This is a genomic window from Cupriavidus phytohabitans (assembly GCF_017815025.1).
In the GTDB taxonomy this organism is placed as follows: domain Bacteria; phylum Pseudomonadota; class Gammaproteobacteria; order Burkholderiales; family Burkholderiaceae; genus Cupriavidus.
Genome location: NZ_JAGIQB010000005.1, coordinates 170,836 through 193,595, shown reverse-complemented (window position 1 = coordinate 193,595; position 22,760 = coordinate 170,836). Strand labels below are relative to the sequence as shown.

Genomic DNA, 22,760 nt, shown 5'->3' with positions numbered 1-22,760 from the left:
CACCGTGCCGCCGGCCGGCAACCCGCGCCGCATGGCGCTCTGGCGCCGACCCAACCGGCGGCTGGCACCGTTGGCACGTGCCTTGCTGTATTCCGGTACCGTCCCGGCACGACGCCGCGACTACCCGGAGACAGAAACATGGCCACCCTAGCTATCCACGACCTTGCCAGCTGCCGCGAACTTGCTTCCGACGCCATGGCCCGCGTGCGCGGTGCCGGCGGGCAGTGGGTGTTCGGGTGGATCCGCCCGTTCGTGCCGTCGTCGCCGGTGCCGGCCGGCGCGGTGTTCAACTTTTACGAGATCAACTACAGCTTCTATGCTGATCAGATGAACAACCAGTTCCAGAACATCGATATCCGCAACAACGCGCCCAACTCCAATATCAGTGTCCAGGGAGACCAGGGCGCGAGGAACGACGGTCGCCTGGTCTGAGTGCCTGTCGTGGCACGCCCCGGCACGACGGGGCACGAAGAAGGGGCGCGACGCGGAGCGGAGGCTAGATTTGGGTTTCGATTCGCACTTCCAGTGGACCTCGGCGGCCTGCACCGACGTCGGCCGCGTACGCGAACGCAACGAGGATGCGTGCCTGGACCTGCCCGCGCAGCAGCTGTGGGCGGTCGCCGACGGCATGGGTGGCCATGCCGTCGGCGACTTCGCCAGCCAGGCCGTGGTCCAGGCGCTGGCCGCGCTGCCGCCGCAGCCGCTGCTGGAAGACCGGATGGAGGCCACGCGCGCGGCGATGCAGGGCGTCAACCTGGCGCTGGTCGACGAAGCCGCGCGGCTGGGGGTGCGCTGCATCGGCAGCACCGTGGTGGTGCTGCTGGCCGGCGACAGCCGCTGCGGCTGCCTGTGGGCCGGCGACAGCCGGTTGTACCGGCTGCGCGGCGGCGAGCTGGTGCGGCTGACGCGCGACCATAACCAGGTCGAGCGCCTGCTGGCGCGCGGCCTGATCACACCCGAGCAGGCGCGCCACCATCCCGCGCAGAACACCATCACGCGCGCCGTGGGCGCCGCGGCAACCCTGGCGCCGGAGCAGCTGCTGACCGAAGTTGCCGATGGCGACATCTTCATGTTGTGCAGCGACGGCCTGAGCAACGAGGTCGACGACCCCGACATCGCCGCGGTGCTGGCGCAACAGGACCCGCCGCAAGCCGCGCAGACGCTGCTGAAGATGGCGCTCGATGCCGGCGGGCGCGACAACATCTCGGTGGTGGTAGTCCGGGCCACCGATCCCTACGGCTCGGACAAGACGCTGGTCAATCCCGAGCTGGACACCTGAGCATCGCCCTACCCTTCACCCTACGCCTTGCTCCCATCCGCCTGCCTGCTGGCGCGGAAATCCTTGGAATGGATGCCGTGCTTCTTCAGCAGCATCTGCAGGTGCGAGCGGTTCATGTCGAAGCGCCGCGCCAGCTCGGCCACCGTACCGCCGACTTCCTGCAGCCCGCGCTCCAGGAAGGCGCGCTCGGCCTCGTCGCTGGCGGCGCGCTTGGCCTCGCTGAGCGAGGTCGGCATGGCAATGTCCGTCCCTCCAGACGCCGTGGCCCCAACCACCGACAGCGCCGGCTTGGGGCGGATGTCCTGCGGCAGCTGCGCCAGGTCGGCCGTGTCGCCGGCCAGGCATGACAGCCGGTATATCAGGTTGCGCAGCTCCCGGATATTGCCGGGATAGTCGTAGTGCAGCAGGAAGTCGCGCAGCCTGGGCGTCAGCCTGACCGGCGCGCGCTTGAGCATGCTGGCCGCCTCGTCGCTGAAGTAGGACACCAGCAGCGGGATCTCGTCGTGCCGCTCGCGCAGCGCGGGCAGGCTGACGTGGATCACGCTGAGGCGGTAGAACAAGTCCTCGCGGAAGGTGCCGGCCTCGCTCATCTTGCGCAGGTCCTTGTTGGTGGCGGCGACGATGCGGGCATCGACCGAGATGATCTCGTCCGAGCCCACGCGCTGGATCTCGTGCGCTTCCAGCACGCGCAGCAGCTTGACCTGCCCGGTCAGCGGCAGCTCGCCGATCTCGTCGAGGAAGATGGTGCCGGTATGCGCGCTTTCGAACTTGCCGCGCCGGTCGTTGCTGGCGCCGGTGAAGGCGCCCTTCTTGTGGCCGAACAGTTCGGATTCGAGCAGGCTGTCCGGGATCGCGCCGCAGTTGACCGAGATGAACGGCTTGTCGGTGCGCGAACCGTTGGCGTGGATCACCTTGGCCATCAGCTCCTTGCCGGTGCCGCTCTCGCCGTCGATCAGCACCGGCAGGTCGGTCGGCGCGGCCTTCTCGGCGATTTCCAGGGCTTCGAGCAGCTTGGGGTTGTCGCCGAAGGTTCCCTCGAAGATAAAGCTGCGCTCCATCAGCGCCTGGCGCCGCTCACGCGGCATGCGTTCGACTTCCTGCTGCGGCGGCGCGCTTTCATCCGCGCTTCCGGCCGCGGTTTCAGCGGATGCCGCCGCCTGCACGAAGCGCTCCTTGTGCGACAGCCCCATGACCTCGTCGCGCAGCGTGGTGGCCTGCTTGAGCAGCTTCTCGATCTCGGGGCGGTCGAGGCGCGATGCCCAGCGCAGCGTCGAGCGCAGGATCTCGATCTTCTCGATCAGGCCGGCGAACGACACCGGCGATGTGACCGAGGCGGGAGTGGCACCCTGGTTGTATAGCTTCATGCTGCGCTCAGTTGCTTCTGCACCAGTTGGTAATACATGCCCTTGCGTTCCAGCAGCTCTTCATGCCGGCCCTGCTCGACGATCGCGCCTTCATACAGCACCAGGATCTTGTCGGCCTGCATGATGGTGCTGAGGCGGTGCGCGATGATGACCGCGGTACGCCCGCGCAGGATCTCCTGCATGTTCGCCAGGATGTTGCTTTCGGATTGCGTGTCGAGCGCCGAGGTCGCCTCGTCGAACACCAGCAGCCGCGGGTCGTGGTACAGCGCGCGGGCGATGCACAACCGCTGGATCTGTCCGCCCGACAAGCCCATGCCGCGCTCGCCCACCACTTGCTCGTAGCCCAGTGGCAGCTTGCTGATAAAGGCATGGGCGTCGGCCATGCGCGCCACTTCCTCGATGCGGCGCCGGTCGGGGCTGTCGTCGCCGCAGGCGATGTTCTCGGCGATGGTGCCGGAGAACAGCAGGTTGGACTGCATCACATAGCCGACCTGCGCGCGGTAGAACGCCGCGTCGATCACATTGAGGTCGTAGCCGTCGACCGACATCGAGCCCTCGGTCGGCTTGTAGAAGCCGACCAGCAGCTTGGCCAGCGTGGTCTTGCCCGAGCCGCTGCGCCCGACGATGGCGACCATCTCGCCCGGCCGGATGGTGAAGCTGATGTTCTCCAGCACGTAAGGCGTGTCCTCGCCGCCATAGCGGAAGTACAGGTCCTTCATCACGATCTCGCCCTGCAGGTCGGGCAGCATCACGCGCGACAGCACATCCTGCGGCTTCTGCTCGGGCTCCAGGTCGAGCACGTCGCCGAGCCGCTCCATCGCCACGCCCGCATCGTTGAGCTGGCCCCACAACGCCACCAGCCCCATCAGCGGCGCCAGCACGCTGCCCATGAAGGCATTGAAGGCGATCAGCTGGCCGATGGTCAGCTCGCGCTCGAGCACCAGCGTCGCGCCCACCCACAGCACCGCGATGGTGGTGGCCGCATTGAGCAGCTGGCTCACCAGCCCCACCAGGATATGGAAGGCCTGCGCCTTGTATTGCGATTCCAGCGCCTTGGTGTACTTGCGCTCCCAGCGCAGCCGCACCGGACGCTCGATGCCCATGCCCTTGACGGTTTCGGCGCCGCCCAGCGTTTCCATCAGGTAGGCCTTGGCATCGGTCGAGGTGGCAAAGACCTCGCGCGCATAGGTCTTGACCCTGGGCGTCACCACCACCGTCAGCGCCGCGATCGGGATCACGAAGGCGATCAGCAGCAGCGTCAGCTTGACGTTGTAGAGGAACATGATGGTGAAGTAGATAAACACCATCAGCAGGTTCAGCGCCGTGGTCACCGTCGACTCGGTCAGGAAGGCGCGGATGGTCTGGTTCTCCTGGAAGCGCGCGAAGATATCGCCGGTCTTGCGCTTGGCGAAGAACGACAGCGGCAGCGACAGCGTGTGCTTGAAGAAGTGCGACATCATGGCGAAGTCCATGTTGCGCACCATGAAGTTGGCCAGGTACGCGCGGATCGTCGACATCAGCTGCGAGAACACGTTGGAGATGATCAGCCCCGCGATCAGCAGGTGCAGCAGCCCCACGTTCTGGTGCACCACTACGCCGTCGAGGATGTTCTGGATGATCAGCGGCGGCACCACGCCCAGCATCTGGATCACGAAGGTCGCCAGGAACAGGTGCGCCAGGATCTTCTTGTACGGCGCCAGGTAGCCGATGAAGCGCAGCCACGGCGAGCGCTGCACGGACAGCTGCGTCATGCTCTCGCCCGGCGAGAACAGCAGGCAGGTGCCGCTCCAGCCGCGCTCGAACTCTTCCGCGCTCATCTTGCGGAAGCCGATGGCGGGATCGGCCACCCACACCCAGCGCGACGAGATGCCGTACACCACCACGTAGTGGTAGCCCTCCCAGTGCACGATGAACGGCAGCTCGAAGCCCATCAGCGAGTCGCGCGTGCACTGCACCCCGCGCGTGGTGAAGCCGAGCGACTCGCCGGCGCGCGCCAGGCTTTCGAGCGTGGCGCCCTGCGTGGTCACGTTGGCCAGCTCGCGCAGCTTGCCCAGCGTCATCGGGATGCCGTAGTGGCGGCAGATCATCGCCAGGCAGGCGGCGCCGCAATCCATTTCCTCGGCCTGCTCGACCAGGCCGAAGCGGCGGATCAGCTTTTCGCCCAGCTCGGGCTTCGAATGCAGGTCAAGCAGCACCGGGCGCTTGCGCCGCTCGGCCAGCTTCTTCTGCCGATGCAGCTCGCGGTCGAGCGCGCGGATGCGTTCTTCCAGCACCTCGCGCAGGCGCGGGTTGCGCTCCAGGATCAGCTGCACGGTCTTCTCGGGGATGACCAGCAGGCGCACATCGGTCTCGGCGACGGCCGATGCCAGCTGCTCCTGCCGCATCACGCAGGCGCGCTCGCCGAAGATATCGCCCTGGCCAAGGGTCGCCAGCGGAAACTCGCTGCCCTCTTCGCTGCGCACCACGCGCACGGTGCCCTGGCGCACCACGTACAGGCGCCGGTCCTCGCGCCCGTCCTGCTTCAGGATCTCCTTGCCGGCGCTGACGCGCTTGACGCCCACGCTGCGCACGGCATCGGCCAGTTCCTGCTTGTCGAGCTTGCCGCGCAGGTCGAACAGCCGCGCGACAAAGCCGCCGGCGGAACTGATCGCGACATAGCTGGTGACAAAGGCCAGCGCTGCCGGGTTGCCGGCGACCACCGGCTCAGCCACGGCGCGCGGGATCATCAGCAGTTCGGTCTTGCCCGAGGCGCGCACCGACGATTCATGCCGGTACTCGCGCAGCAGCGCGATATCGGCAAAGACCTCGCCGGCCTTGCGCACGCCCATGCTGATTTCCTTGCCGTGCTCTTCGTTGAACACGCGCACGGATCCCGACTTGACGATAAACAGGCCGGCCGCCGCGTCGCCGGCATTGCAGACGGTATCGCCAAAGCCAAAGGTCACCACCTGCGCGGCATCGGCCAGGCGCGCCAGTTCCTCCGGCGTCAGCACCGACAGGATTTCCACGCCGGCCAGGAAAGCGGCAAGCGCGGATCCGCCCTCGGGCCTTTCCGACGCTGTCGGGGCAGCCGGGGCCGCCGGGGCAGCAGCAGCGGCGGCTTCGCCAGACTCGCTAGCGGGCTTCGATGACATGTTCCTGCGCCCTGCCCATCAGCCAGTCTTCGCGCAGCAGGCGCCGCACCTCCACCGCGACTTCGCTGTCGAGCGTGGCGGGATGCTTGGCGCGCACCAGGAAGACTTCGAAGAAAGAGCGGTCCGGCGCGGGGAAAGGCCCCAGCAGGTCGCCCGGCTCCGCGTTGAACACCTTGGCCTCGATATCGGTCTTGAGCGAGCCGCGCAGCACCTTGCCGATCTCGCCGCCGTGCTCGCGCGTGTCGGCAATAGAATGCTCGCGCGCCATGTCGGCGAACGCCTCGGGATCTTCCTGCAGGTATGAGATCAGCTCCTTGGCCTTGCCTTCGCTGTCGACCACGATATGGCTGACCTCGATGCTGTCGAAGCGCGGCGAATTCAGCGCAAAGTACTCCTGCACCGCGGCCTCGCTGCAGACCTGCTCCATCATCCGCTCCTGGTACAGGTTATCGGTGATGAACGCCTCGAACTCGTCGAGGCTGACATTGAGCGCATCGAGGTAGTGGTTCATGTCGGCGGCGCGGTGCAGGCCCTGCACGCGACGGAACTGGTCAGCGCGCTCTTGGATTTCGTCGGGCGTGACCACCATGCCCTGACGCTTCGCGGCGTGCACGGTCAGCTTGTCGCGCACCATCTGCTCGACCAGCCCTTCGAACTGCCCCGTCAGCTTGAGCAGCCGCACGAATTCCTCGACGCCGAGCACCTCGTCGTCGATACGGACAATGCCAGTCATGTCTAGGCTCCTTTGACGGCCCGGCGCATGCGCACGGGCATCCAGATCGGCTGTTGCTATGTTCCCCCGGCTGCCGCCGGCATTTATCCCGCCACCTCGCGGAAGGGGTCGAGCCCCAGGTCGATCAGGCGGCGCTCGCGCACCACGATCTCCGCCGTGGCAGTCATGCCATAGCGCAACGGATACTTGTTGTCGGCCACGGTGTAGTAGTCGCGCGCCAGGCGCACCCTGCCTTCGTAGACCGGCTGCTTGTCGGGGCCCGGCTTGGTCGCGGGCGAGATGAATTCCAGCGTGCCTTCGATGATCCCGTAGCGCTGGTACGGGAAGGCGCTGAACTTGAGCTTGACCAGCAACCCTTCGCGCAGAAAGGCTCGGTCGCGCTCGGCAATGACGATCTTGACCACCGGGCGCGCATCCTTGGGCGCGATCCCGCCCAGCGGCGTGTTGGCCTGCACCTTGTCGCCGCGCTGGGTGGAGGTGACATCGGTAATCACGCCCGACACCGGCGCCAGGATCAGCAGGAAGTTGTCCTTGTCGATATTCTCGAAGCGGATGCGCGCGGCCGCGTCGGCCACCAGCCGCGCGGTCTGCACCTGCAGGCGCAGCTTGTCCTCGGTGCTGGCGATCTCGCGCAGCGCGGCGTCATACTGCACGCGCAGTCCGGCCAGGTCCTGCCCGCTGCTTTCGAGCAGCGCGCTGGCCTGGGTCATCTCGCGCGCGAGACGGGCATCCAGCTCGCTCAGCCGCGACTGCGCCACGCGCAGGTTGTTCTCGGCGTCCTGCGCCGCCGCGCGCTTGGCATCGAGCTGAGACTGCGACACGCCGCCGCCGCCGGGCAGCGCCAGCAGGCGCGCATAGCGGTCCTGCTCCTGGCGCGCGAACTCGCGTGCACGCCGGGCGTTTTCGAGGTTGCTGCGCGCTTCCTGCAGTTGCGCGCGCTGTTCCTCGGCCAGCCGCGTGGTGCCTTGAGCCAGGCGATTCTCGTGCTGGCGCGTGGCCACGTCGATCTGCTGCTTGAGCGCGTTGGCGCGGCGTTCCATCAGCGCCTTCTTCTCCGGGAACTGCTTCCAATCGCGCTCGGAGTCCTCCAGCTTGAGCTGCGCTTCGAGCGCATTGGCGGCGGCCTCGATCGCGCCGCGCGCGTTCAGCCGCGCCAGCACGTCGTCCTTGGACACCGGCTGGCCTTCGGCGACGTACAGGTCGGCCAGTTCTCCGTCGACCGGGGCATAGAAGCGCCGCACTTCGGATTCGGGGGCCAGCGTGCCTTGCGCGGTGACGATGACGTCGGCGTGGCCGACGAAGGACCACACCAGCCCGCACACCACCAGCGCGAACGTGGTGACGATGGTCAGCATGCCCAGCCGCGACGGTTCCGCGGTAAGCAGGCCGATACCGTCGGCGCTGTGGTCTTCCAGCGCTTCGGACAGGGGCTTCAGGCCGGCCTGGCGGGAATCGTCCTTCATGGCTGCCTCGCGGGCTGCTGCGGCGTGGGGGTCACGTTGGCCGCGTCACTCGGCGCGGCGTCCGCGGGCAGCTTGCCGCGGTCTTCGCCGCCGATCAGCTCGAGCTTGGTCTTGAGGACGGTCGGGTCGAGCACGGTGCTCAGTTCGCGCAGCGCATGGCGCTGCTGGTCGGCCTCGGCGCGGATTTCTTCCTCGACCTTGGCCAGCTGCGCCAGGTCCGCGCTTTCGCCGGCGCGCAGCTGCGTAAAGATGCGCATGCCCTGGCGCGCATCTTCCTGCGCCTGCGACAACAGCCGGGCCTGCGCACGGAACCTGGGCGAGATGCCGGGCTCAAGCCGCTGCTCGCTGCCGATCACGCCATTGCTGCGGTATTGCTTCCACGCGGCGACGGCGCTGCCCATCAGCTCGCGCGCACGCCGCAACGCGCTGTCGCGCACGCTGTTGACATCGGCTTCCACCGCCCTGGCGAAGAACTTGTCCTCGTCGGCGTCGAGCATGGCGTAGAAGCCGAGCAGGCGGTCTTCATAACCCTTGCTGCCGCGCTCGGACTGCAGCTCGGCAAACTGCGCCGCCACCTTCTGCTTGTGCGCGAGGTCGCGCGCCAGGTCATCGCTCCACGCACCGCCCTGGATCTGCCTGAACCCTGCCAGCGCGGCGCTGCTGTCGCCCTTCTGCCATGCGTCGGCGGCACTGGCGTACTGCGTTGCCATCTGCGGCGGCGGCAGCCGCGGTGCCAGTTGCGCGAACTGGGCCTGGAACGGTGGCGTAACGAAGCGGCTGTCGGCCAGCCGCGCCACCAGCGTGCCGGGGCGGCGTGCGCGCAGTGCCTGCAGCAGCGCGGTGTAGCGATCCAGGTCCGCCTGCACCTGGTCCAGGCCCGCCAGGCGCGGATATTTCTCGCGATAGTCGGCGATCACCGGCTGCAGCGCTTCGGGGCGGTCGCGGCCAAGTTCCGTGGCAATGCTGGCGTCGAGCCGCGTGATCGCCGCGAGATAGACCGACGCATCGTTCTGCAGCCGGCGCACGTCGCTGAGCGCATCGGCATAGAGGTCGCGGAATGCCGGAACGTCGGCGGCAATGCGGCCCAGCGCGCGCTGGTGCGCAATGGTGTCCTGGTTCCAGTGCGCCAGCAGCTGCCGGATCGGCGCTTCGTCGGCATAGAGGCGGATCGGCGCATCAGCGCCGCGCTGCGCGGTATAGCGTTCGAGCCTGCCGATCCATTCGAGTTCGGCGACCAGCGGCCGGGCGTCTGCGTTATTCCTGCTGAGCTGCCGCATCTGTGCGAGCGCGGCATCGGCGCCGCCGAAGTCGCCGGCCTTGAGCTTCGCGACCCACCCGGGCACGTACGCGCGCAGCAGCGCTTCGGTGCCGAGCACTTGCACGTCGGCATCGGCGGGATGGCGCGCGAGGTAGCCGTCGGCAGCCTTCGCGGCGCCAGCGTAGTCGCCCGCCGCATGCAGGGTCTGCACCGCGCGCTCGTCGGCACCGTGCCAGTAGAGCGCGACGCCGGCGAGTACGGCCAGCAGCAATAGCGCGCTGCCCCAGCGCGCGGCGCGCCGCAGGCGTGCGCCGTCGTCGAGGCCGAAGCTGCGCGCCGCCTCGGTCAGCAAGAGCGCGACACGCCCGCGCTTGCGCGATGGATGCGCGCGGTCCGGCACGGCGGTCGCGGCCGCGGCCTGGGCTTCGGCGTCGGCATTGACTTCGTCTTCCTGGTGCGAAGCGTAGTCGACACAGAAGATGTCGAGGAAAGAATCGGCCGCGCCGACAAAAGTGGTGCGGTCATCATCGTCTTGTGCGGTCGGCTCAGCAGACGCCGGCGCCGGCACGGCAGGCTCCAGCGTGGTGCGCGTCGCGGTGGCATCGTCGTCGCCGGCGCGGCGGACCTCGGCCTTGTAGACGAAATGGCTGCCGCCGAACGCGATGCGGTCGCCGTCATCCAGCGGCACGCCGTGGTCCGCCAGGCGCGTGCCGTTGACGAAGGTGCCGTTGGTGCTGCCCAGGTCTTCCACGAACGGCACGCCGCCCTTCAGGTACACGTGCGCGTGCCGGCGCGACAGGTAATTGACCTGCTGCGGATAGTTGTCGCGATAGCGCGCAAAGGCATCGTCGGCCTTGCTGATCAGATACGGGAAGCCGTCGACCTGGATCGGCTGCAGCCCGACATCGCTGCGTTCCGGCAACAGGGTCAACGCAACCCGCGGCGGCTCCGGCTGCGGCGCGCGCGGCGACAACCGCACGCGGAACGACAGCGCGGGACCGAACGCCACCTCGTCGCCATCGCGCAGCTGGGCAGGCTGACGCGCCACCGCCGCGCCATTCACGCGCGTGCCGTTCTTGCTGCCCAGATCGGCGACATAGACCGCACCTTGCTCGGCAAAGATGCGCGCATGGCGCCGGGACAGCGGCGCCGCGAGGTCTTCGGGATAGGCAGCGAATGGCAGTTCGGTGCGGCCGACCGGGAACAGGTCTTCGTCGATGCGGATCTCGCCCAGGTCCGGCCGCGAAACCGGCGTCAGGAACACATCGAATTCCCTTGCCAGATCCTGGCTCGACTCCCGAGCGATCCCCTGGGCCATTTTCACCGGCATTTCCATGATCAGTGCTTCGTCAGGAGCCATGTTTCCAGGGAGCCAACAGCGCGGCTGCCGCGGCGGCCGGCCAAGGGGGGTGAAGCGACTAAGAACATAGTAGGCGACGGCTTAGGCTAGTCAATCGGCCGCGGTACGCGCGCAGGCGCGTATTTTCACGGAGTGGATCAGGGAAAGAGACAAGGGCTGCACGCACCGCGCAAGGTATTGCGCAACGCGTTGCGTACGCATGCGTCACACCGCGCCATGAGGGTCGCTGCGATCGCTGCGGGCACCCGCCCGCCCCGCGCGGCAGCGAGTGCACTATTGCGGCTGGCTGGCCGCCGTGTTGCGCACTTCGGTATCGGGCCAGCCGCCGCCGAGCGCCTTGTACAGCGTGACAGTGTCGGCCAGGATCTGTTGGTGGACCGCCAACAATTGCAGCTGTGCATTCAGCAGCGAGCGCTCGGTCTCGAATACCTCGAGCTGCGAGACCACCCCTTCCCTGAGCTGGGCCTCGATCTGCGCCGAGACCACGCGCAGCTGCTCGACCTGCTGCTGCAGCTCGACGCGCTGCTTCTTGTGCGCATCGACGTTGACCAGTGCGCTCTCCACCTCTTCGAACGCCGTCATCACGGCCCGGCCATATTCGTTTTCCGCCACGCCCACCTGCGCCTCGGTGGTCTTCACGCGCGCACGCACGCTGGGATCGAGCATGGGCAGGTTGATGCTCGGCATGAAGCCGAAGGTGAAGGACTTGAGCAGGTCGCTCAGCGCAAAGCTGGCGGTGCCGCCGCGCGCGGTCAGGCTGATGCTGGGCAGCTGCGCCAGCCGCGCCTGGCCGACGATGTTGTAGGCCGCCAGCACGCGATATTCGGCAGCGACGATATCGGGCCGGCGCGCCAGCAACTGCGACGGCAGGCCGGCCGGCACGCTGGGCGGCTTCACGCGGTCCTGCAGGCGTCCCGCCGGCACCTTGAGGTTGCCCGCGGGCACGCCCACCAGCGTCGCCAGCGCGTTTTCCGCCACATCGCGCGAACGGCGCAGCTCCAGCAGGTCCTTGTTGAGCCGGTTGATTTCCGCCTGCTGCTGCATCACGCGGATCTTGGGCACCAGGCCGTTCTGGTACATGGCCTGGTAGGTAGAGAGGATCTGCCCGTTCTTGGCGACGGTGCGTGTCTGCTGCTCGATCTGCTCGTCGAACTGCAGGATCGTGAAGTAAGTGGTCGATACATTGGACACCAGCGTCAGGTAGCCGGCACGCCAGTCGGCCTCGGTGGCGCGGAACTCGGCGGTCTGCGCCTGCACGCCCTTCTCGACCTTGCCCCAGATATCGATATCCCAGTTCAGCTGCGCGCCGGCGTTGTAGGTCCAGGTGGACTTCTGCCCGGTGCTTTTCTCGAAGCTCGCCCCGGCGCCGATATCGATCACCGGAAGCCCGCCGGCACGCGCTTCGCCGATCTGCGCGTTGGCCACGCGGATGCGCGCGGCCAGCACCTTGATGTCGTAGTTGCCAGCCAGCGCCTGGTCGATCAGCCCATCCAGGTACGGATCGTTGAAGTTGTGCCACCAGTTGGGCTGCACGGCTTCCTCAGGCGACACCGTGATCGAACCCTGGCGCGACCATTCGGCCTTGGCCGGCGTCTCCGGGCGCTGGTACACCGGCGGCCGGAAATCGGCGCAGCCGGCCAGCAGCGCGGCGCATGTCACGGATGCCGCGGATGCGAGCCAGGCCAGGCGGCGCGAGGTCGGGGTCGGCTTGACCCGGGGAGCGGAAATACGGGATACGGGCACGGTGCAATCCTGCGTGCGGGCGCGGCGGGCGGGACGCGCTGGCGTGCCGTGGCCGCGAAGGTCTGTCTGTATTGTGGTGCGCGCGGGCGCGCGCTCCAACCCCGATCTGCATCAGGCGGAATCAGGCGCAACCGGGCATGGACGATGGGCACATAAAGCGCGCCGCGGGGACATCCTCGCGGCGCGGCGCCATCTCAACAAGCTTCTCAACGATAGATATTGTTGCTGGCGTTCTGGTTGGTATCCACATGCGAACGGACATGGTCCAGGAAGGCCGAGCCGTTGCCATTCAGGTTGGTGACAGACTGCAACTGCGCGATTTCCTGCGTGGCAGTGATGCTGCTGTCGAGCTTGAGCTTGATCGGGGCGTAGACCGCCGCGAAGGGCATGTAGGCGAGACCGCCGCGCACGGCGTGCATGCGCTTGCTGTCGAGGGTTTCGGTGGCGGACAGGTCCTTGATGGTCAGCGTGGTCATGATCGTTCTCCGGGTATCGGTATGTGTGCGTGGGCAGATATGGCTATGGCGCGGGGCTCAGCCGTAGATGTTGTTGGTGGCGTTCTGGTTGGTGTGGACGTTCGACTTGACGTGGTCCAGGAATGCGGAGCCGTTGCCATTCAGGTTGGTGACGGTCTGCATTTGCGCGATTTCCTGCGTGGCGGTGATGCTCTTGTCGATCGACAGCTTCAGCGGCATGTAGGCGGCGACGAACGGGACGTAGGCGAAGCCGCCGCGGACGGCGTGCATGCGCTTCTGGTCCAGGGTGTCGATGGTGGTCAGGTCGTTGATGGTCAGCGTGGTCATGATGGGCTCCTGGTGCGGATGGTGTTGCCTGGGTTGGGTTCGAGCATCGGGTTGGTGTCGCGCTCGGTTGGGATATCGCAGGGAGCGTGCCAGGGGGTTGTATTCTTGGGCTGGCGCCTTGTAAACGCCTGAAAATATGGGGGTTTTTGTTTGATCTTGCCTTCCAGGCCGGGGTTGGCGAGGTTCGTGGAGAGCGGAGGATGGTGGGTTCGGCCCAACAGGTTGGGGGTGGGTGTTGGGTGTGTTGTGACAGCGGGCGTTTTTGTTCTGGAGGGATGCGGCTGCGCTTCGAATCTGGTGGTTGTTTTTGTGCGCATTTACCGCCCTGGGGGGGCGGTCACTTTCATCGTAGTGGGCGGGGGCTTTCGTACGGGGCTTTGCTTCGTTGCAGAATAGGACTGCCTGACGCCTGGTGCGCCACGGTGGCTTGGGATTGACGCGGTTCTTGAACGAGCCCAGAGCTGTGGGTGGCCCCTGCTGCGGGCGTCAACGCAGGAACGCCTTCGCGCGCCGGTCGCCAGTCCTATGTTGGGCGTTCTACTTTACGTAGATCGTGATGCGCTTTGAATACACGGGCGGATTGGTAGGGATATGCTTGTCATCCCCCATGATCAGTTGCAGTGTGTGCTTGCCGGGCGGCAGCTCCAGCATGGTTTCCGTCTCGCCCGCGCCAAAGTGCAGGTGGTTCCGGTCGTTCGGGATTTCCTTGTCCATCGGCGGCAGGTCGACATCGATCAGCAGATGATGGTGTCCGGTGTTCTTGAACTTCACATCCTTCGGCGCCACCCCCATGTTGCGTAGCCCAAACCATACCTTGAACGGCTTGCCGGCAGGCATCACCTGCCCGTCATTGGGCCACCCGATATAGAGATAGGCATTCGCCGGCGCCGGCGTGGATCCGCCCTGGGCCGCGAACGATACCAGCACGCTGGCAGCCAGCGCAGCGGCAGCGAGTAGTCTGGACATAACGCTCTCCCTTGTTGACCGTGCAATGCCACGCCGCGCGCAACGCTAGCGCACGGTGATCGTGATCTTCCTCGAATAGATCGGCGGCTCGAACGGTACGTGCTTGGCGTCGCCCATCAGCAGCTGCAAGGTGTGCTTGCCCGGCGGCAGTTCGATGCGCGCATCGGTCTCGCCCGCGCCGAAGTGCAGGTGGTTCCGGTCGTTCGGAATTTCCTTGTCCAGCGGAGGCAGCTCGACGTCGATCAACAGGTGGTGGTGGCCGCAGCGCGGCAGCTCGACGCCCTTGGGGCACACGCCCATGTTGCGCAGCCCCATGCGGATCCAGAACTTGCCGCCGCTGATCACCGTGCCGTCGTGAGGCCAGATGATGTAGGCCTCGGCGTTGGGTGGAGCGGCTGTCGACAGGGACAGCGATGGCGCGGCCGCGAACACCGCAGCCGCCGCCAGGCGGAACAGGAATCGTCTGGACATACGCCCTCCCCGGAGATCTTTCCGAAACCCGATCACGTTGTCCCGTCAGCCCATTCTTGTTGCTTGTTGGACCAGCGCTCGGCGATTCGTCATTCAGGTTAGGACGCAAGCCCGGAAAATGCGACCCCGGCGAAGCGTGGCGGCTTTGCAATGCTTCGCCCGGGACACAGGCGCTGTGCTATCTTGAAGCAAGCCGGTCGAGGTCTCGGCAACACCACAATGCGCCCGCAGGGCATGTGCCGGCATGCAACGGGTTCGCTGCCGTCCGACGAGGTGTGAAGATGTGGCGCAATCTACCAGTCGTGCATCTGGCCGCGGTGGCCGGGATTCTCGCGTCCACTGCGCTTTCCATGGGTGCGGCGTCTGCAGCCTCCGCGGACCCGCTGCTGCTGGCCGGCATCCTGCCCAAGAACACCGACGAGCAGTACGAGCTCAGCTTCTGGGAATCGATCAAGAACAGCAACTACGCCGCCGACTACGAGGCATACCTGAAGCAATACCCCAACGGGCGCTTCGCGGTGCTGGCCAAGGCAAGGCTCGAGCGGCTGCGTGCGTCGGCACCGGCGGCACCTGCGCCCGCGCCGAAGGCAAAACAGCAGGCTGCGCCGCCGCCCCGGTCTGGCACGTCGGCAGGCGGGCCGGTTTCGCGCGCGCCGGCTGCGTCGGCACCCGCCGCTGCCCGTTCGGCGCCCGCTCCTGCGCCGGCTGCGTCGGCACCCGCCGCTGCCCGTTCGGCGCCCGCTCCTGCGCCGGCTCCGCCCTCGGCGGAAGCGCCCAGGGCCGGCGCCGCTGCCGGTGGCTCGGTCGGTGTTGCGCCACCGCCGATCCGCACCGGCGAAATTCGCGATTGCCCTGCATGTCCGGTGCTGATTGCGCTGCCCGCCGGCAGCTTCACCATGGGCAGCAGCGCCAGCGATCCGGCGGAGAAGCCGCCGCACCACGTCACCATCGGACAGCCGTTCGCGATCGGCCGCTTCGAAGTCACGGTCGAGCAGTGGAATGCCTGTGTCGACGCCGGCAGCTGCCAGCGCGTGCCGACCATTGCTGAAAGCGCGAAGAACTCACCGGTGCGCGATGTCAGCTGGGACGATGCGCAACAGTACGTGGAGTGGCTGAGCAAGACCACCGGCAAGGCCTACCGCCTGCCGACCGAATCGGAATGGGAATACGCGGCGCGCGGCGGCACCGCCAGCGCGTTCTGGTGGGGCGACCAGATGCGCAAGGGCAACGCCAACTGCAAGGAATGCGGCGATCCGTGGAGCAACGATGCGCCGGCGCCGGTGGGCTCGTTCGCCGCCAACCCATGGGGCCTGCATGACGTCAACGGCAGCGTGTGGGAATGGGTCGCCGACTGCTGGCACAGCTCGTACAAGGGCGCGCCCGTGGACGGGCGCGCGTGGAACGAGAACGCCTGCGGCTCGCGCGTGATCCGTGGCGGCTCGTGGCGCGAAGGGGCCGGCTACATGGTGTCTTCCACGCGCTTCAAGTACAGCCCGAGCGTGCGGCAGTCGCAGAATGGCTTCCGCGTGGCGCGCGACCTGAAATAACGCGCAGCGGCGCCTGGCATGGAGTGCGAGCCGGAGCGTCCGCCCCGTCAGCGCGCACGCGTCGATATCTGCACTACGTCCGCGCTGATGCGGTCCTTGCCATAAGTGCGCGCCATCTGCGCCAGCGGCTTTTCCAGCGCAAGCAGGTAGTCCTGCCGCCCTTCCACCTCGGTGCGGCGCCCTTCGAACAGCGGAACAGGCGTCGTCAGCAGCACCACCACCTCCGTGCCGAAGGGGGCCGACACCACCCAGGTGCCGCCTTCGCCGATTGTCGCCTGGTGGCCTGCCGGAGCCTGGTGTGCCGGCACCCGGGTACTGGGCACCATGTGCGCAACCTTGCCGTCGGCCGCGAAGTAGTCGACGTAGACATACGACTCCTGTGCCGGCGTACGCAGCTCCAGCACCAGCGGCGAGCCATCAGCGAGCTGCGAGCTCTTGCCACGCAGCCGCAGCGACGACGCGCTGGCGCCTTCGCGATTGCCGGACCAATACGGCGCGACCAGCTTCGCCACGTCGCACTTGTCATCGGCGAAGGGCTGCGTCTCGACGGCCACGCCCTTCACGCCGGGCAACGCCGCCAACTGCTCGCGCAGGCGCGCCGGTCCCACGCTTTCGGCCAGGAAGCCGCGCACGCGCAGCGTATGGGCTTTCTCGCTGGCGCTGAGCAGCGAACACGGCACGGCGGCGAGCGCCTTGGTGACTTCGGCCATGGAGAACACCGCGGGCCGCGCCGGAGCAGGCGCTGCCCGCGGCGGTGGCGCGGGCGGCGTGACGGGCGCTTCCGCACGCGTCTCAGGGGGCGGCGCGGCGGGCTGCCGCTGCGCATGCCAGGCGTAGTATCCAATCGCCGACACTCCGGCGAGCACGGCGGCGACACCGCCGATCATTATCGGCGAGCGCTGCGACGGCGTGGTCATCGGCACCGCGCTCATGCCTTGCAGGAATCGCGCAACGGTGGGCGTGCGCGTGGCGCGATCCAGCGACAGTGCCTGGCGCATCGTCTTCCACTGCGTGCGGCTGAGCTGCGGCGGCTGCGGCGGCTTGACGCCCGCTTCACGCGCCTGGTTGGCCGACATGCGCTGGTACGGATGCTTGCCTGTTATCAGTTCGTAGGTCACGCAGGCCAGTGCATAGATGTCATCGCGCGGGTCGGGCTCGCGGTGCTCGAACATCTCGGGGCTCGCATACGCCGGCGTCATGCCGCCCAGCGAGCCGGGGTCGAACACGGTCCGGTCTGACTCGTCGGCCGGCGGCAGGAAGCCGCGCGCGATGCCGAAGTCGATCACCTTGACCTCGCCGCTGTCGGTCAGGAACACGTTGGCGGGCTTGAAGTCACAGTGCACGAAGCCGCGCTCGTGCGCGTAGGCCAGTGCGTTGCCCATGCCGTTGATGATCGGCATGGCGCGCGCCATCGGCATGCCGCTGAAGCCGGGCGCCTTCAGCACATGGTTGAGCGAATTGCCCGACAGGTATTCCATGGTCAGGAAGACCACCGGCCCGTCGCGGTCGAAGTCGTAAACGGTAACGATATTCCGGTGCGCCAGCGTCTGCGCCTTGCGCGCCTCGCGCTGCAGCGCGATCAGCGACTTGGGGTGGCCGCTGAACTGCAGGTTCAGCACCTTGATGGCGATATAGGGCTTGCGGTCCGACGCTTCCAGCTTGCGCAGGTCGAGCGCCTTGTACACCGTGCCCATGCCGCCCACGCCCAGGCACTCTTCCAGCACGAAGCGGCCGTTCAGCGTATCGCCCACGCCCTTGGCATGCGCAGCAGGCGGCAGCGTGCCGGCCTCGGGCGAGGTCGCGTAGAGCGAGCCTGTCTGCGGCCCGCTGGCCATGCGCGTGGCTTCGGTGACGCCCTCGTACTGGGTGGCGCTGCGGCGCTCGATGCGCCGCATCACTTCGGCATAGACCGCGGGCGGGAACGGAAAGCGCGTGTTTTCCTCGATCACCACGCGCGCCGCCTGGCTGGGCAAAGTGGGATCCTGGGCCAGCGCCGTCTCGAACGACGCAACGAATTCGTCGTCGGACAGACCGCCGTTCTGGAACTTGCGGATCAGGTCTTTGAGACTGGTCACGGCTCGCCCTGACATGGTTTTCGGGCAGGGTCGCCCGCGCAGTGTGCAGTGCGAAATTGCCCTGTCTTCGATGGATACTAGTGCGCACCCATGCCATGCGCAATCCGTGCGCTTGCGCCGCGCTGCCGGCACGCAACGCCGCGCGCGTGCGGCGCCAGCGCGCGTCGGCCGCGATGGGCGCCGACTGTCACTGCCGGGCCAACACCGGCGCCACAGGTGTTGGCCCGGCACCGCCACCCAGAGCCCCGCATTTCCGCACGCGGCCGGTGCCGGCAACCCGACACGACGATCAAAAACCCCTTGTTTTCAGGCACTTGCGCGCGGCGCGCGCAGCTGGCCCCAGCGCTGGCACGCTCCCTGCAATATCCCAACCGAGCGCGACACCAACCCGATGCTCGAATCCAAACCCAAACGCAATACCTTCCGCCATTGGAGACCATCATGACCACGCTGACCATCAAGGACCTGTCCTCCGCCGAAACCCTGGACCGCAAGGGCATGCAAGCCGTGCGCGGCGGCATGACGTACATGCCGTTCGCCGCGGTGTACAGCCCGCTGAAGCTGTCGTTCGACAGCAGCATCACCGCCGTGCAGGAAATCGCGCAGATGCAGACCGTCACCAACATGAACGGCAACGGCTCGGCCTTCCTGGATCACGTCAAGTCCAACGTGCGCACCAACCAGAACGCCAGCAACAACATCTACGGCTGAGCCCGCGCCATAGCCATATCTGCCAACGCACCCACCGAGACCCGGAGACCATCATGACCACGCTGACCATCAAAGACCTGTCCGCCGCCGAAACCCTCGACAGCAAGCGCATGCACGCCGTGCGCGGCGGCCTCGCGTACCTGCCCTTCGCCGCCGTCTATGCGCCGATCAAGCTGGCGTTCGACAACAGCATCGACGCCAAGCAGTCGATCGCGCAGATGCAGACCGTCACCAACCTGAACGGCAACGGCTCGGCCTTCCTGGATCACGTCAAGTCCAACGTGCATACCAACCAGAACGCCACCAACAACATCTACGGCTGATCCGGCCACGGCCACGGCCGCGGCGCGCGGTGGAAATATGCAACCTCCGCGCCAGCCGCCCCGGAAACCTCATCGCATCACCTGAAGGAGCACCATCATGTCATCGATCATCGTTCGCGACCTCGCCGTCAGCAAAGACCTCGACCGTGCCTCGCTGCGCGCCGTGCGCGGCGGCAATTCCTGGCTCAGCCGCGGTGTCGGCAGCGTCGGCCCGCTGGCCAACGTGACCGTCAACGTCAACCAGAACATCGCCCAGTTGCAGAGCATCAATGTCAACACGCTCAACAACAGCTTCGTCGGCCACGGCGTGGGCCCGGTGAGCGTCGATGTCAACCCGTCGCAATGGGCCGGCAACTTCGCCGCGGTCTGAGCGCCTGGGTACGGGGAGCGGTGGCAGGCCCGCGGCTAAGCACCGCGGGCCGCCGCCTATACTGAAGCGGTTCCGCGGCCGCATGGCCGTGGCGCCGCGTAACCGGAAACAGCGGAGACAGCCATGGCAGTAATCGTCATCAAGGATTTGTCCGACAGCACGGATCTCGACCGGCAAGCCATGACCGCCATCCTGGGCGGCGGGCGCACTGCCGGCGGCCAGGGATGGCATGGGCTGCGGCGCAGCGGGCCGGCGCGCATCGTCGATTACCCGGGCGGCCTGCCCGGCAATCGCCATGTGATGCCACGGGAGATCCCACAGGGCCGGCTGCCCCGAAAGCCGGCAGGACCGGCAGACGAGGGGACGGGCGGCTAAGCGCGGGCGGCAACGGGTAGAGAGAAACGGTCCCAATGAAAAGCCCGCCAGTAACTGGCGGGCTTGGTTGCGGACGGGCCCGGACCTTCTGGGTCACGCGGTCAACAGTTCGGTCATTCTTTTGCCAGGCAGGCTTCCCATGATTCCGCCCATGAAGCGGACGCCCATCCGGACCACCCGGAGAGTCGCAGGAAGACTGGCGCTTGGGGCAATGACCGCAATGCTTGCCGCTAGCAGTGGCGCAATGCCGCTGGAGGAGGTCAAAGCGGGAACGTTTTCGTCCGCCCCGTGCGGGCATCCTGTGTGCTCGCGCCTCCAGTATAGGCAGGGGCCGCGGCCTTTCAACCCGGCCAGCGCCTGCGGCGCGCCGATGTGGCGCCGGCCGCGCATGCAGGTGACGCCAGGCTGACATATCTGGTTACGCTTTGGTTACCTTTCGCAGTGCAACAAAAATTTCTCACTCTGCTATAATCCGCGCCGTGAGTTTCGCACCTGTGAGATCCGCCAACCGCCCGGCACCGGCTTCCATCAATGCCGCGGCGAATCCGCTGCCCTCCCAAGCTCTGTTTCCTCGCTGCCGGACGCCTAGTTGTTTTTGCGCCAGCCGCCCAGCAGAACGCACCGCTCACCTGACGTCGCCTCGTCTCCGATCCTGTTGAACAGCCTGAAACCTGAGCTGTTTGCCTGCCAGGGACATGGCCGGACCGCCTAGCGGAACCAGCCAACGCCCTGCCTGCCGCCGTACTGCCAGCTGTGTCTGTCGTAACGGCCTCACCGATTGGCGCCGAAGCCTTTTTAAGACTTTGCACTGCGCCCACCCCATTCTGCGTTCGGGGTGCCATGCATTTATTTGATCATTACGACATGACCCAGCACGACATTCGTGCGGAGCAAGCTATTGCCTCCGCGACCGACGCTTCGATCACTTCCGACGCTGCCCAGATTATCGAGAGCCCGCTCGAAAAGCTCGACGCCATGCTCAACGGCAGCCCGGCAGCCGAAGCCCAGGCCGCCACGGAAACCGCAGCGACCGAAAGCGGCTTTGCGAAGCTTGGCCTCGACGCGGCCATCCTGCGCGCGCTCTCCGAACTGAACTACAACACGCCGACCCCGGTGCAGGCCCAGGCCATTCCCGCCTTCCTGGCCGGCCGCGACCTGCTGGTGTCGAGCCAGACCGGCTCGGGCAAGACCGCCGCGTTCATGCTGCCCGCGATCCAGCGCATCAGCGAAATGCCGGCACCGCAGCGCTCGACCGAACCCGCCAAGCGCATGAAGGGCAAGCGCCCCCGTCCGTCGCCGGCCCAGCCCGCACTGCTGGTGCTGACCCCGACGCGCGAACTGGCGCTGCAGGTGACCGAGGCCGCCGCCAAGTACGGCCGCAATCTGCGCCGCATCGTCTGCGCCAGCATCCTGGGCGGCATGCCCTACCCCAAGCAGCTGGCCGCGCTGTCCAAGATGCCTGACATCCTGGTGGCGACGCCGGGCCGCCTGCTCGACCATATTGACGCCGGCCGCATCGACCTGTCGGCACTGCAGATGCTGGTGTTCGATGAAGCCGACCGCATGCTCGACATGGGCTTTGCCGACGACATCGACGCCATCGTCAACGCCACGCCGGCTTCGCGCCAGACGCTGATGTTCTCGGCCACGCTCGACCAGCGCATCGCCCAGCTCGCCTCGCGCCAGCTGAAGGATCCGCAACGCATCGAGATCGCCGCGGCCCGCGCCGACCAGAGCCACATCGAGCAGCGCCTGCACTACACCGACGACATGTCGCACAAGGAGCGCCTGCTGGACCACCTGCTGCGCGACGCGGGCCTGAAGCAGGCCATCGTCTTCACCGCGACCAAGCGCGATGCCGACTCGCTGGCCGAGCGCCTGTCCGACACTGGCTTTGCCGCCGGCGCGTTGCACGGCGACATGACCCAGGGCGCGCGCAACCGCACGCTGACCGCATTGCGCCGCGGCAACCTGCGCATCCTGGTGGCCACCGACGTGGCCGCGCGCGGCATCGACGTGCCCGATATCACCCACGTGGTGAACTTTGACCTGCCCAAGCAGGCCGAGGACTACGTGCACCGCATCGGCCGTACCGGCCGCGCGGGCCGCTCGGGCATCGCCATCAACCTCGTCAACCACGGCGACGTGTTCCAGTGGCGCCGCATCGAGCGCTTTACCAACCAGCGCGTCGACGCTTCGGTGATCGAAGGCCTGGAGCCGCGCCGCCAGCCCAAGCCGCGCTCGAACTTCGGCGGCAAGCCGGGCGGCCGTGGTGATTTCCGTGGCAATGGCGGCGGCTACCGTGGCGGCGAACGCAGCTTTGGTGACCGCAGCTTCGGGGACCGCAAGTTCGGCGGCGAAAGCCGCGGCTTCGGCAACCGCACGGAAGGCGCGCGCCCGTTCGGCGACGACAACCGCGGCGGCTTCGGCAACCGCGAAGGCGGCTACCGTGGCCAGGGCGGCAATGGTGGCTACCGTGGCGGCAACGACGGTGCCCGCGGCTTCGGCAATCGCGAAGGCGGCCGCAGCTTCGGTGAAGACCGTGGTGGCGACCGTGGCTTCGGCAACCGCGATGGCGCGCGCAGCTTTGGCGACGACAACCGCGGTTTCGGCAACCGCAATGGCGGCGGCTATCGCGGCAACGGCGAAGGCCGCAGCTTCGGCAACCGCGATGGCAACCGTGACGGCAACCGCGGCTTTGGCGGCGGTTACAGTGGCAACGGTGGCAATGCCGGCAACCGCAACAGCCGCTCGCGCTACGAGCGTTGATGGGCCGGTGCGCTGA

Annotated in this window: 19 protein-coding genes; 8 read left to right on the top strand and 11 right to left on the bottom strand. The window is 67.1% G+C overall.

Annotated elements, in window-relative coordinates; genetic code table 11:
- Positions 1 to 138: 138 nt before the first annotated feature.
- Together J8I34_RS05515 and J8I34_RS05510 are read left to right on the top strand one after the other, a co-directional pair.
- The gene (locus tag J8I34_RS05515) at positions 139 to 432 is read left to right on the top strand and encodes a hypothetical protein (RefSeq protein WP_029045595.1); all 294 of its coding nucleotides are present in this window, start codon (positions 139 to 141) and stop codon (positions 430 to 432) included.
- Positions 433 to 502: 70 nt separating this feature from the next.
- Positions 503 to 1,279, top strand: coding sequence for a PP2C family protein-serine/threonine phosphatase (locus tag J8I34_RS05510; protein ID WP_029045594.1), 777 nt, complete (start codon positions 503 to 505; stop codon positions 1,277 to 1,279).
- Positions 1,280 to 1,299: 20 nt separating this feature from the next.
- On the opposite strand, the gene J8I34_RS05505 is transcribed toward J8I34_RS05510, so the two are convergent.
- The 10 genes from J8I34_RS05505 to J8I34_RS05460 form a co-directional block, all read right to left on the bottom strand.
- On the bottom strand, positions 1,300 to 2,643 hold the full coding sequence (locus J8I34_RS05505; RefSeq protein WP_209805525.1) for a sigma-54 interaction domain-containing protein: 1,344 nt from the start codon (positions 2,641 to 2,643) through the stop codon (positions 1,300 to 1,302).
- On the bottom strand, positions 2,640 to 5,777 hold the full coding sequence (locus tag J8I34_RS05500; protein ID WP_245175788.1) for a peptidase domain-containing ABC transporter: 3,138 nt from the start codon (positions 5,775 to 5,777) through the stop codon (positions 2,640 to 2,642). The genes J8I34_RS05505 and J8I34_RS05500 overlap by 4 nt, the downstream gene beginning before the upstream one ends.
- Positions 5,758 to 6,510: a peptidylprolyl isomerase gene (locus J8I34_RS05495; RefSeq protein WP_209776353.1), complete on the bottom strand. Its 753-nt coding sequence runs from the start codon at positions 6,508 to 6,510 to the stop codon at positions 5,758 to 5,760. The genes J8I34_RS05500 and J8I34_RS05495 overlap by 20 nt, the downstream gene beginning before the upstream one ends.
- Before the next feature lie 83 nt (positions 6,511 to 6,593).
- Positions 6,594 to 7,973 (bottom strand): beta-barrel domain-containing protein, encoded by a 1,380-nt coding sequence (locus J8I34_RS05490; protein WP_209776351.1) that lies wholly within the window; start codon positions 7,971 to 7,973, stop codon positions 6,594 to 6,596.
- The gene (locus J8I34_RS05485; protein WP_209805524.1) at positions 7,970 to 10,591 is read right to left on the bottom strand and encodes an FHA domain-containing protein; all 2,622 of its coding nucleotides are present in this window, start codon (positions 10,589 to 10,591) and stop codon (positions 7,970 to 7,972) included. The genes J8I34_RS05490 and J8I34_RS05485 overlap by 4 nt, the downstream gene beginning before the upstream one ends.
- A gap of 273 nt (positions 10,592 to 10,864) precedes the next feature.
- The gene (locus tag J8I34_RS05480; protein ID WP_029045588.1) at positions 10,865 to 12,334 is read right to left on the bottom strand and encodes an efflux transporter outer membrane subunit; all 1,470 of its coding nucleotides are present in this window, start codon (positions 12,332 to 12,334) and stop codon (positions 10,865 to 10,867) included.
- A gap of 206 nt (positions 12,335 to 12,540) precedes the next feature.
- Entirely contained in the window at positions 12,541 to 12,810 is a 270-nt protein-coding gene (locus J8I34_RS05475) for a hypothetical protein (RefSeq protein WP_029045587.1), read from the bottom strand.
- Positions 12,811 to 12,867: 57 nt separating this feature from the next.
- The gene (locus tag J8I34_RS05470) at positions 12,868 to 13,137 is read right to left on the bottom strand and encodes a hypothetical protein (protein ID WP_029045586.1); all 270 of its coding nucleotides are present in this window, start codon (positions 13,135 to 13,137) and stop codon (positions 12,868 to 12,870) included.
- A 537-nt stretch (positions 13,138 to 13,674) separates the two neighbouring features.
- Entirely contained in the window at positions 13,675 to 14,103 is a 429-nt protein-coding gene (locus J8I34_RS05465; RefSeq protein ID WP_029045585.1) for a DUF4399 domain-containing protein, read from the bottom strand.
- A gap of 45 nt (positions 14,104 to 14,148) precedes the next feature.
- The gene (locus tag J8I34_RS05460) at positions 14,149 to 14,574 is read right to left on the bottom strand and encodes a DUF4399 domain-containing protein (protein ID WP_029045584.1); all 426 of its coding nucleotides are present in this window, start codon (positions 14,572 to 14,574) and stop codon (positions 14,149 to 14,151) included.
- Between J8I34_RS05460 and J8I34_RS05455 the strand changes: the two genes are divergently transcribed.
- Positions 14,517 to 16,121: a formylglycine-generating enzyme family protein gene (locus J8I34_RS05455; RefSeq protein WP_371748043.1), complete on the top strand. Its 1,605-nt coding sequence runs from the start codon at positions 14,517 to 14,519 to the stop codon at positions 16,119 to 16,121. The two genes, J8I34_RS05460 and J8I34_RS05455, sit on opposite strands and share 58 nt — an antisense overlap.
- A 47-nt stretch (positions 16,122 to 16,168) precedes the next feature.
- Here J8I34_RS05455 and J8I34_RS05450 read toward each other — a convergent pair whose 3' ends face one another.
- Positions 16,169 to 18,211, bottom strand: coding sequence for a serine/threonine protein kinase (locus J8I34_RS05450; RefSeq protein ID WP_209776341.1), 2,043 nt, complete (start codon positions 18,209 to 18,211; stop codon positions 16,169 to 16,171).
- Between the two features lie 426 nt (positions 18,212 to 18,637).
- Here J8I34_RS05450 and J8I34_RS05445 point away from each other — a divergent pair, with 426 nt between their 5' ends.
- The 5 genes from J8I34_RS05445 to J8I34_RS05425 all read left to right on the top strand — a co-directional run bounded on the left by J8I34_RS05445 (position 18,638) and on the right by J8I34_RS05425 (position 22,744).
- Positions 18,638 to 18,907 carry a hypothetical protein gene (locus J8I34_RS05445; RefSeq protein ID WP_029045581.1) on the top strand — a complete coding sequence of 90 codons (270 nt, stop codon included), beginning with the start codon at positions 18,638 to 18,640 and terminating at the stop codon, positions 18,905 to 18,907.
- 53 nt (positions 18,908 to 18,960) lie between these two features.
- Positions 18,961 to 19,230, top strand: coding sequence for a hypothetical protein (locus J8I34_RS05440; protein WP_029045580.1), 270 nt, complete (start codon positions 18,961 to 18,963; stop codon positions 19,228 to 19,230).
- 97 nt (positions 19,231 to 19,327) lie between these two features.
- Entirely contained in the window at positions 19,328 to 19,600 is a 273-nt protein-coding gene (locus J8I34_RS05435; RefSeq protein ID WP_029045579.1) for a hypothetical protein, read from the top strand.
- Positions 19,601 to 19,723: 123 nt separating this feature from the next.
- Positions 19,724 to 19,975, top strand: coding sequence for a hypothetical protein (locus J8I34_RS05430; protein ID WP_209805522.1), 252 nt, complete (start codon positions 19,724 to 19,726; stop codon positions 19,973 to 19,975).
- An 864-nt stretch (positions 19,976 to 20,839) separates the two neighbouring features.
- Positions 20,840 to 22,744, top strand: a complete 1,905-nt coding sequence (locus tag J8I34_RS05425) for a DEAD/DEAH box helicase (RefSeq protein WP_209805521.1) — start codon at positions 20,840 to 20,842, stop codon at positions 22,742 to 22,744.
- Positions 22,745 to 22,760 lie beyond the last annotated feature (16 nt).